Here is an 8,670-nt window from a genome sequence, read left to right on the forward strand (position 1 = left end):
GTCCGTCTGAGAAGCTTGGAATATGTCGCCTGCTGCACCCCCGTACGACGCTGTCCTGCTGCTCTCCTTCGGTGGCCCCGAGAAACCCGACGACGTGCTGCCCTTCCTGCAGAACGTGACCCGCGGCCGCGGGATCCCGGACGAGCGGTTGAAGGAGGTCGGCGAGCATTACTACTCGTTCGGCGGCAAGAGCCCGATCAACGACCAGAACCGGGCGCTGCTGAAGGCGCTGCGGGAGTCGTTCGACGAGATCGGGCTGGACCTGCCGATCTACTGGGGCAACCGCAACTGGGCGCCGTACCTGACCGACACGATGCGCGAGATGGCTGCTGACGGCATCCGCCGTGCGGTGGTGATCGTCACGTCCGCCTATCCGTCGTACTCGGGCTGCCGGCAGTACCGGGAGAACCTCGAGGACGCCGCCCGCGAGGTTCCCGACGCACCGCGGATCGACAAGCTGCGGCACTACGCGAACCACCCCGGCTTCGTCGGGTCGTTCGTGGAGTCGACCGCCGACGCGCTGAGCAAGCTCCCGGACGGCGCTGCGATCGCGTACGTCACGCACTCGATCCCGACCGCGATGAACGCGACCAGCGGCCCGGACGGCAACGGGTACGTCGACTGGCACCTGGACGTCGCCGCGGAGATCACGGCCGAGCTCGAGCGGCGCACCGGGCAGACCCGGCGGACCGACCTCGTCTACTGCTCGCGGTCCGGGCCGCCGCAGGTGCCGTGGCTCGAGCCGGACGTCAACGACCACCTGGAGGCGCTGGCCGCCGACGGGGTGCCCGGTGTGGCCGTCGTACCGATCGGCTTCGTGAGCGACCACATGGAGGTCATCTACGACCTCGACACCGAGGCCGTTGCGACGGCCGAGAAGCTCCGGCTGCCGATGGCGCGCGCCGCGACGCCCGGCACGGACGAGAAGTTCGTCACCATGCTCCGCGACCTGGTGGTCGAGCGGGCCGCGGCCGAGCGCGGCGAGCAGCCCGACCGGCCGTGCGTCGGCAAACTCGGCCCGGGCTGGGACGACTGCCGTCACGACTGCTGCCCACCGCTGCGCCGACCAATCGCGAAGGAAGCTCCGTGAGCGAGCGAAGCGAGGTCACAGTCCAACACAGCCCGATTCGCGCCTCATCGGCGCCCGGAACGAAGTGAGGACGTCGATGAGCACCTCAGAAGAGTTGCTGAAGCTTGCGGTCGAGGTTGCGGAGGAGGCGGCGCAGCTGATCGTCGAACGCCGCCGTGGCACGATCACCGTCGCCGAGACCAAGAGCACGATCACCGACGTGGTCACGGCGGTCGACCGGGAGTCCGAGGAGCTGATCAGGGCCCGGATCCTGCGCGCCCGGCCGGACGACTCGTTCCTCGGCGAGGAGGGCGACGACGTGGTCGGCACCAGCGGGGTGCGCTGGGTCGTCGACCCGATCGACGGCACGGTCAACTACCTCTACGACCTCCCGACGTACGCCGTCTCGATCGCGGTGGAGTACGGCGGGGAGACGGTCGCCGGTGTGGTGGTGGACGCGCCCAAGGGCGAGGTGTTCACCGCGACCCTCGGCGGCGGGGCGTTCGCGGACGGCAAGCCGATCCAGGTGTCGGGCGCGACCGAGCTGAGCCAGGCGCTGGTCGGGACCGGGTTCGGGTACGACCCGGCGCGCCGCCAGGTTCAGGCCGAGGTGGTCCAGCACCTGATCACCAAGGTCCGCGACATCCGCCGGATCGGGGTCGGCGCGATCGACCTGTGCTACGTGGCCTGCGGCCGGCTGGATGTGGTGTACGAACGCGGGCTGAACCCGTGGGACTACGGCGCGGGCGCCCTGATCGCGGCCGAGGCCGGAGCCCGGGTCGGCGGGCTGAACGGCGCTCCGGTGTCGCCGGAGATGTCGATCGCGGCCACTCCGGCCCTGTTCGAGCCGTTCCACGCGTTGCTGGCCGGAGCGGACCCGTTGCGCGTGTAAGTGCCGGTGAGTGCTCGTTTCTGCGCAGTACTGCGCACTAACGAGCATTCTGCTGTTCGGTCCTGACATTTGTGGCGACACGCGGGCCACAGCATGGACCCAGTCGTGCATTGCGGGCCTTTATAGGGCACAATCCCGTCCTCGGGAACGGTGTTTGCCGATCCCGGCCTGGCTGTCAAGGGTTTCGGGGGACGAAAGTTCGGCGCGGTGCTCCGGCGCGGAATTTCTCGGCCGCTCCACCCGTTCAAGGGCTCAGCAGGCAACACCACGGGTACGAAGAGGGCAGGGAAACACCATGGCGACTGATTACGACGCCCCGCGCAAGACGGACGAGGACGCTTCCGAAGAGTCGATCGAGGAACTGAAGACTCGCCGTCACGACAAGAACTCCGGCAAGGTCGACGAGGACGAGGCCGAGGCCGCGGAGAGCTTCGAGCTGCCCGGCGCGGACCTCAGCCACGAAGAGCTGGCAGTCCGGGTCCTCCCGCGTCAGGCCGACGAGTTCACCTGTTCGAGCTGCTTCCTGGTTCACCACCGCAGCCAGCTCGCCGAGACGAAGAACGGGCAGCTGATCTGCCGCGACTGCGCAGCCTGACACCAGCGCCCTACTTCGTAAGTAAACGCACAGCGGGACCGTCCCACTCCGGTGGGATGGTCCCGCTGTCGTGCTTGCCGGTCTTTCTCGGCTCAGGCCTTCTTGACCAGCCCGGTGTCGGTGCCCTTCACCAGCCGCGCGGTGGCGTCCGCCTCGTAACCGGGCGGCGCGTAGCCGGTGGACTTGAGCCAGTACGCGGCCGCGCGACGCTCCGCGAAGAGCTTGGCGGCGGCTGCGGCGGCAGCGCTCGCAGCGGCCCAGGTCATGACCTCGGCGTACCCGCCGTCGCCGTCCTTCGGCGGTTTCCCGCCGGACCCCAACTTCCAGGCCGTGCTGACCGCCTTGCTCGCGGCCAGGCCCACCACGATCGTGAAGGCGGCCTGTACCAGCTTCCAGCCGATCTTTGCTCCGACCACAACACCCTCCTAGTACGACTGCCGACAGTCAGGATCTTCCCACGCTGTGCCCGCTCAGGGCGGCAGCCAATCGGTCCGGGTGGCGCGTCGCGATCAGCCAGTACGGCGCGGGGTCGGCCGGATCGGTGATCTGCACCCGCACGGCCCCGCTGATGTAGCTCCGCAGTACCAGGAACGCCTTCGGGTCGCAGTCGCGTCCGAACGCACGCCGCGCGTCGTCGCCGGTCAGCGCCTCGACCGTGCCCAGATATGCCCGGTCGATCTCCGCCCGTCCGGCGTGCAGTCGCGTGTCGTCGACCTCCACGCGAGCACCGCCGTACCGGAGGAACAGCGCCAGGAGCAGGATCGCGGCGAGCCCGCCGACCACGGCGCCGGCGATCGTCCCGGCCGGTACGGCGACGATGGCGAACAGCGTGACCACAGCGGCCGCGGCGATGATCCACCACGACACCGGCACCCGCAGACTCTCGCGATACGTACTTTGTTCCAGGCCCACAGGACCAGCCTGGCATGTGGTCCGTCCGGTCCGCTCGATAGGGTCGCCTCTCGTGACCGAGGTACTCATCCAGCGACTCGACCCCGACCTCCCGATCCCGTCGTACGCGCACCCCGGCGACGCCGGCGCGGACCTGGTGGCGGCCGCCGACCTGACCCTGAAACCGGGCGAGCGCGGCCTGGTCGGGACCGGGATCGCGATCGCCCTGCAGAACGGGTACGCCGCGTTCGTGCACCCGCGCTCCGGGCTGGCCGCGAAGCACGGCGTCTCGATCGTGAACGCCCCCGGGACCGTCGACGCCGGGTACCGCGGCGAGATCAAGGTCTGCCTGATCAACCTCGACCCGCACGCCGAGGTGACCGTGCGGCGCGGCGACCGGATCGCGCAGCTGGTCATCCAGCAGGTCGAGAAGGCCCGGTTCGTCGAAGTGACCTCGCTGCCGGGTTCCGCTCGCGGTGACTCCGGGCACGGGTCGACCGGCGGTTTCGGCAATGTGACACGCTGAGCAGGTGCACCCGTTGACCTGCCGGATGCGCGAGACTACGGCGCTGTATCAGCGCCGGCACCAAGACCAAGGAAGTAGGCAACAGCTGTGATCTTCCGCCGTAAGGGCAAGAACGACGAGCCCGAGACGGGCGAGACCCTCGACGAGACCGGTACGGCGGACGTCCGCGCCGAAGGCCCGTTCGACTCGAGCGAGGTCGACGCCGCCGACCTGGAGGCGGAGGACCGGATCGACCTGGGTGCACTGGTCGTCACCGGCATGCCCGGCATGGAGCTGGGCCTGCAGGTCGACGAGCAGAGCGGCGTGGTGCAGGCGGTGCTGCTGATGCTGGACGACTCCGCCCTGGAGCTACGCGCGTTCGCGGCCCCGAAGACCAGCGGCATCTGGGACGAGGTCCGCCAGGAGATCGCCGGCGAGGCCGCCCGGATGGGCGGTACGGCGACGGAGACCGAGGGACCCTTCGGCACCGAGCTGGTGCTGGTCGTCCCCGTCGAGGACCCCGAAGGTCAGGTCTTCAGCCAGACCTCCCGCGTGATCGGAGTGGACGGCCCGCGCTGGCTGCTCCGCGGCACGGTCCTCGGCCGCGCCGCCGTTGAGCCGGACGCCGCCGAGCCCATGGAAGCGACCCTGCGCAACACGATCGTGGTCCGCGGTAACGAGCCGATGGCGGTCCGCGAGTCGCTGCCGCTGCAGATGCCGCCGGGCGCCCAGCCGAATGAGCCCGAAGAGGCCTAGCGGACTACACTCGACGCCATGGGCAGCAACAAACCCGAGGGGCTGTGGAAGCGGGCCTTCCGCGGCCTGGCCGGAGACCGCGACCAGGAGGATGCGGAGGTCCTGAAGGACTTCGCGCAGGACTGTGGCGCGCGGTCCATCACCGGCTGCCACGACCGAGAGCTCGTCACGCTGTACGGCACGCTGCGCACCATCACGTTCAGCCCACGCGGCGGCGTACCGGCACTGGAGGGTGAGTTGTACGACGGGACCGGCACGGTGAAGCTGATCTGGCTCGGCCGCCGCAAGATCGGCGGCATCCACGCCGGTTCGGAGCTGATCGCCTCCGGGCGGATCGGCGTCGTTGACGGCGACCGGGTGATGTTCAACCCGCGCTACGAGCTGCGGCCCCAGGCAGCCCATGGCTGACCCGACATCCCGCCGGGACGAGATCGACGACGACCTGCAGGAGAAGCTGGTCGAGATCCTGAAGCCCGAGGTGGAGGCTGCCGCCACGCAGCCGCCGCCTCCGAAGTCGACCGACAAGGACTTCTTCCACGCGCTCGGCGGGTGGGGCGCGCTGCTCGACATCGGGCTGCCCTGGATCGCCTTCCTGGTCGCGTACGCCGTCACCGACCACAAGCTGCAGCTGTCGCTGATCATCGCGGTCGGTGTCGCCGCGGTGCTCGCCGTCGTGCGTCTCGTCCGCCGGCAGGCGCTGCGGAACGTCTTCGGCGGCTTCATCGGCGTACTGATCTCGGCCTGGGTCGCGAACCGCACCGGCAACGCCAAGGACTTCTACGTCCCCGGCCTGCTCACCAACCTCGGCTACGGCCTGCTGTACCTGATCACAGTCCTGATCCGCTGGCCATTGTTCGGCGTCCTGTACGGCTTGATCACGCAGACCGGCACCGCCTGGCGCCGCGATCCCGTGCTGTTGAAGGGCTTCTCCCGCGCGACGCTGGTGTTCGTTGGCCTGTTCGCGATCCGGCTGATCGTCCAGGTCCCGCTCTACTTCACCGGCAGCCTGAACGCCCTCGGCATCGCCAAGATCGGCCTCGGCCTCCCGTTCTACGCGCTGGCGATCTGGCTCGCGTACGCCGCACTCCGCGGCTCAATGCCCCCCGAAAAATGGGACGAAGCCCGAGACAGCATCACCCACCTCCTCCGAGGCAACAAAAAGTAACCACCCCGCCCAACCCGCACACCGCTCCGCGGCGACTCTCCTGTCGGCCGCCTCCGGCGGGCGTGCGGGCGTCGACCGCTCGGATTGCACCGGGCGGAGGGACTGTCCCCGCTGGCTGTCTTCCAGCCGCCCACACCTGCTCAAGAACCCGCAGCAACTGTCCTGCGCCCAGGAGGTACACGCCCCCCGCGGCGGCCGCCCGTCGCCCGGCTCCGGCGGACACGCAACTGCTGAGCGCACGCACCGCAACAGACGCAGCAACTGCCACCGCACCCTGGCGCACCAAAGTGTGACGTGCCAAGGATGCATACGGCTTCCCCGGCAGCCACCTGCCACCCGCCTCCGGCGGCCGCGCGGATTGTGAGCCCTCGGACCGCGGAACGTCCCGTGCGCGTGAGGAAGGCCGCTTCGCGGCGGCTGCCTGTTGGCCGCCTCCCTGCGGTCGCGCAAACTGTCGAGCGCACGGACTGCAACAGCGAAGCAACTGTCGCCGCACCCTGGCACAGCCAACTGTCGCCTGCCCAGGAGGCCTCCGGCGGGCGTGCGGGTGTCGAGCGCTCGGATTGCAGCGGGCGGAGGGACTGCCCGCGCCCGGGCGCAGCAACTGCCTCGCACCCCGGCGTAGCAACTGCCTCGCACCCGGTAGGCGGCGGCCTCGCAGCAGCTCTCTGTTCGGCGTCTCCGGGTCGATCCGACGTACCACCGGATCCGCCGCAGACCTGGGGCGGGTGCCTCCCATCACAGCCGAAGCCGCCGAGCTGAGGCGGCCGGGTTGGTCTGGAGCGAACCAACCGACGGCGCACCCGCGGACTGTGGAACCTCGGCCACCCCGCCTGCTTCGCCGCGAATCGCCGTCGCTCAACTGCGTGATCTTCCCTTGTGGATAAGGGCTTTCGGCGTCATCTCGATTTGGATGAGACTCGATTATGACCTAGAATAGAACACATGTTCGAAGGAGATCTGGAGGAACTCGACACCGCGGATCTACTGTCCGCGGCGTCGGACTTCGGCCGGGTCGAGAACCGGGCCGGGGTGCGGGTCCTCGAGGCAGCTCTGGTCTTCGCCGATCGCCACGCGGAAGTGCTGAGCGAGCCGCGGCCGGGCTACGAACGAATCCACGTGTACGGCGGTGACGGCTGCCCCGGCGTCGCGGAATTCGCCCCGATCGAATTCGGTGCCGTCATGCGCATGTCCTCGGGCGCGGCCGCGGCGCTGATGGGAGAAGCTCTCGCCCTGCGCCACCGGCTGCCCAGGATCTGGGCCGCCGTCCTGACCGGGGACGCCGTCGCGTGGCGGGCTCGCAAGATCGCCGAGGCCTGCCTGGCGTTGTCGCAGGAAGCAGCCGCGCTCGTGGACCGGCGCGTCGTCGGGATCATCGATACCGTCACACCGGGCGCTTTGAAGAAGATCGTCACCGCTGCCCTGTGGGAGGCCGACCCCGAAGCAGCCAAGGCCCAGGCAGAGGCGGCCGCCCGGACCCGGGGCGTGTTCGTGGCGCAGTCGGACGACCATGGCACGAAACGGATCTGGGTCCGTGCCGCGGCCGGTGACGTGATCCGCTTCGACGCCACGATCGAGGACCTGGCTCGCGCGTTGAAGATCCTGGGCGACACCGACGACCTGGACCAGCGCCGCGCGAAGGCGATCGGCTGGATCTCCGACCCCGCAGCGGCCCACCAACTCCTGGAGGTAGCCCGCTACCTCGCCCGCACCCAACCAGCCAACGCCCAACCCACCAGCTCCCAGCCCACGGAGTCCCAGCCCACGCACGCAGAGCCGACCAACTCCCAGCCGACCGACCCCCAGCGGCTGCACGTCGCCCCCGACGATGCTCCCGCAGCACCGCCGCGGCCCGCCCCAGACGACAAGCCCGTCCAGGCCGAACAGAGCGCACCGGCAGCCGACACCACCGCGCAGTTCACAACCGACGACGAGGCAGAGGACCGCGCAGAACGCCAGGCACACGACGAAGGCAACGGTGCATGCGACGGTGCTGCGTGCGGCGGTGGGTCAGACGATTGGGATGACGCCGTGCATGACCGTGCGGGCAACAGTGCGTACGACAGTGCGTCCGACGGTTGGGACAACGGCGCGTATGACGCCGCGTGTCACGGCGGCGATGACGGCCATGACGGCACGTACGACGGTGCGTGTGACGGCGGCGATGACGGCGCATACGACGCTGCGTGCGATGGCGCGTACGACGCTGCGTGTGATGGCTCGGACGGTGTTGCCCGTGACGGGGATGGTGGGGATGGGTTCACGCGGGTGGCGTTGGCGGGTGAACTGCCTGCACGGCTCGCCGCGATCAAAGAGGCGGCGTACAGCAATGGGCTCGGAGCTGGGAGTGGGCGGCGGAATCGGCACACGCTGTATGTACATCTGACCGATAGGACGCTTGCTGCCGGCGACGGTGTCTTGCGGATCGAGGAGATCGGACCGCTACTGGCAGGCCAGCTGAGCGAGCTACTCGGCCATGACCAGGTTGTCGTGAAGCCGGTGATCGATCTTCAGGACCAGGTCAGTGTGCACAGTTACGAGATCCCGGACCGGATCCGCGAACAGGTGAGACTGCGGCACCCGGTGGACATGTTCCCGTTCAGCGGCGCCGAGGCCACGTCTCGGATGGATCAAGACCACATCGCCCCGTACGACCGTGCCGGTCCATCGGGGCAAACCGGCCCCGATAACCTCATACCGCTGAGGCTGTCGCACGAATCCTCAGGTCTGGGGCCGAGGCTGAGGCGCGGGTTGGGTGTGTTGTCGGGTGGTCGGGGCGCTGGTCTGCCGGTTAGGC

At 69.2% G+C, this 8,670-nt stretch carries 10 protein-coding genes; 8 read left to right on the forward strand and 2 right to left on the reverse strand.

Features of this window, described 5'->3' with window-relative positions; all coding sequences use genetic code 11:
• The first annotated feature begins 22 nt into the window (after window positions 1–22).
• From EV651_RS40555 to EV651_RS40565, 3 genes are all read left to right on the forward strand, one after another.
• The gene (locus EV651_RS40555; protein ID WP_133791474.1) at window positions 23–1,090 is read left to right on the forward strand and encodes a ferrochelatase; all 1,068 of its coding nucleotides are present in this window, start codon (window positions 23–25) and stop codon (window positions 1,088–1,090) included.
• Window positions 1,091–1,166: 76 nt separating this feature from the next.
• Complete coding sequence (locus EV651_RS40560) at window positions 1,167–1,961, forward strand: inositol monophosphatase family protein (protein ID WP_133791476.1); 795 nt, start codon at window positions 1,167–1,169, stop codon at window positions 1,959–1,961.
• Window positions 1,962–2,256: 295 nt separating this feature from the next.
• Window positions 2,257–2,556 carry a DUF4193 domain-containing protein gene (locus tag EV651_RS40565; RefSeq protein ID WP_130379292.1) on the forward strand — a complete coding sequence of 100 codons (300 nt, stop codon included), beginning with the start codon at window positions 2,257–2,259 and terminating at the stop codon, window positions 2,554–2,556.
• A 92-nt stretch (window positions 2,557–2,648) separates the two neighbouring features.
• On the opposite strand, the gene EV651_RS40570 is transcribed toward EV651_RS40565, so the two are convergent.
• Together EV651_RS40570 and EV651_RS40575 are read right to left on the reverse strand one after the other, a co-directional pair.
• A complete protein-coding gene (locus EV651_RS40570) occupies window positions 2,649–2,972 on the reverse strand; it encodes a DUF4235 domain-containing protein (protein WP_133791478.1) in 324 nt (107 codons plus the stop codon).
• 28 nt (window positions 2,973–3,000) lie between these two features.
• Entirely contained in the window at window positions 3,001–3,468 is a 468-nt protein-coding gene (locus EV651_RS40575) for a DUF3093 domain-containing protein (protein ID WP_238157537.1), read from the reverse strand.
• 52 nt (window positions 3,469–3,520) lie between these two features.
• Here EV651_RS40575 and dut point away from each other — a divergent pair, with 52 nt between their 5' ends.
• The 5 genes from dut to EV651_RS40600 all read left to right on the forward strand — a co-directional run.
• Window positions 3,521–3,973, forward strand: coding sequence for a dUTP diphosphatase (dut, locus tag EV651_RS40580; RefSeq protein WP_238157538.1), 453 nt, complete (start codon window positions 3,521–3,523; stop codon window positions 3,971–3,973).
• A gap of 87 nt (window positions 3,974–4,060) precedes the next feature.
• Entirely contained in the window at window positions 4,061–4,708 is a 648-nt protein-coding gene (locus tag EV651_RS40585) for a DUF3710 domain-containing protein (protein ID WP_133791482.1), read from the forward strand.
• An 18-nt stretch (window positions 4,709–4,726) separates the two neighbouring features.
• Window positions 4,727–5,116, forward strand: coding sequence for an OB-fold nucleic acid binding domain-containing protein (locus EV651_RS40590; protein WP_133791484.1), 390 nt, complete (start codon window positions 4,727–4,729; stop codon window positions 5,114–5,116).
• Complete coding sequence (locus EV651_RS40595) at window positions 5,109–5,873, forward strand: DUF3159 domain-containing protein (RefSeq protein WP_133791486.1); 765 nt, start codon at window positions 5,109–5,111, stop codon at window positions 5,871–5,873. The genes EV651_RS40590 and EV651_RS40595 overlap by 8 nt, the downstream gene beginning before the upstream one ends.
• Window positions 5,874–6,818: 945 nt before the next feature.
• Window positions 6,819–8,670: DUF222 domain-containing protein (locus EV651_RS40600; protein WP_133791488.1), on the forward strand; the 1,852-nt coding region annotated here is incomplete at its 3' end.

It is taken from the genome of Kribbella sp. VKM Ac-2571 (assembly GCF_004362255.1).
In the GTDB taxonomy this organism is placed as follows: domain Bacteria; phylum Actinomycetota; class Actinomycetes; order Propionibacteriales; family Kribbellaceae; genus Kribbella; species Kribbella pratensis.

What these genes read in the sequence shown, in the direction of transcription:
- EV651_RS40555 (WP_133791474.1), top strand. Translation starts at nt 23, where the DNA reads ATGTCGCCTGCTGCACCCCCGTACGACGCTGTCCTGCTGCTCTCCTTC.
- EV651_RS40560 (WP_133791476.1), top strand. Translation starts at nt 1,167, where the DNA reads ATGAGCACCTCAGAAGAGTTGCTGAAGCTTGCGGTCGAGGTTGCGGAG.
- EV651_RS40565 (WP_130379292.1), top strand. Translation starts at nt 2,257, where the DNA reads ATGGCGACTGATTACGACGCCCCGCGCAAGACGGACGAGGACGCTTCC.
- EV651_RS40590 (WP_133791484.1), top strand. Translation starts at nt 4,727, where the DNA reads ATGGGCAGCAACAAACCCGAGGGGCTGTGGAAGCGGGCCTTCCGCGGC.
- EV651_RS40595 (WP_133791486.1), top strand. Translation starts at nt 5,109, where the DNA reads ATGGCTGACCCGACATCCCGCCGGGACGAGATCGACGACGACCTGCAG.